The sequence below is a fragment of the Chitinophagales bacterium genome, assembly GCA_020636535.1.
Lineage (GTDB): Bacteria > Bacteroidota > Bacteroidia > Chitinophagales > JADIYW01 > JADJSS01.
The window spans coordinates 1-1219 of the sequence record JACJXT010000015.1; the positions used below are offsets into that span (position 1 = coordinate 1).

The 1219-nt window shown below is 31.1% G+C and carries 2 protein-coding genes; both read left to right on the forward strand.

All coding sequences use genetic code 11. From position 1 onward, the window contains the following. Positions 1-775: TonB-dependent receptor (locus H6553_14175; protein ID MCB9034980.1), on the forward strand; the 775-nt coding region annotated here is incomplete at its 5' end. Positions 776-949: 174 nt separating this feature from the next. Further along, on the forward strand, positions 950-1219 hold a 270-nt coding region (locus tag H6553_14180; protein ID MCB9034981.1), incomplete at its 3' end, for a DUF2177 family protein.

Consider the following 1219-nt stretch of genomic DNA (forward strand, 5'->3'; position numbering starts at 1 on the left):
CGATGGTTATACTATTGAATCAGTGAACGACTATTACGATTATTACCAAAATACGCTAGAGATAGATCCAAGCAGATTAAAAACCATACACATGAAACCACTAAAACCAGAGCAAGTAAATTCTGTAGAAGTTGGTTATAGAGGCAGTTGGTTTAAGAATTTTTATATTGATATGAATGCCTATTTTAATCGTTATTTTAATTTTATAGGCGATATAAGATTTTATAGATCTACAAATGATGATATTGTTATTGGTTCAGAGCAAGGTAATGATGCCATGCTAATACCAAGCTACAGACGCTTATATCAAATACCAGTAAACGCACAACAAAAAGTAGATGCTTGGGGATTTTCAGTAGGCATTAATTATTATCTCTACAAGTCGTTAGTAGCATCTGCCAATTATACCTATGCCGATTTAAACACTAAAAATTTAGTAGATCCAATTATTCCTGGATTCAACACGCCAAATAATAAATTTAATATTGGATTGAGTGCTAGTAAAATTTGGAAAGGACTTGGTTTTGCAGTAAACTTTAAATGGGTGCAATCGTATTATTGGGAAAGTACTTTTGGCGATGGCGAAGTACCAAGCTATCATACACTAGATATGCAAGTCAATTATGAGTTTAAGAAGTTTATAACACTACAAGTTGGAGGAAGCAATATTTACAACAATAAATATAAAACGGCTTATGGTTCACCAGAAATTGGAGCACAAGTATATGGAGCATTATCCTTTGATTTAAGCCGAGGCATTAAAAAGAAAAACTAAAATAGAATGCAAGCCACGAAAAAAGCTGATTGTAGTGATATGCTGTGGTGTCAGAAGTTTCCTTCTGAAATTTTTTCCTCGAGAGTCTCTAAGCGTAGGTAAAAAGTATAGCAGGACTCTGCGTAGCGTGGTAATTACCAATAACAATTCTATTTTTAGGTGTATATTTATACTATGAAATACTTGTTATTGTTTATCTCAACTTTAGTAATTTATTTATTACTTGATGGAATTTGGCTAGGAGTGATTGCGAAAAACTTCTATAAAATAAAATTATATTTTATACTTAATAATTATTTTAACTATTATGTAGCTATTTTCTTTTATGTAGTATACATAGTCGGATTAATGCACTTTGTTATTCTTCCAGGTATAACACATCAATCAGTATTAAAAGTATTTTTAAATGGTGCATTTTTTGGATTTTTATGCTACGCAACTTAT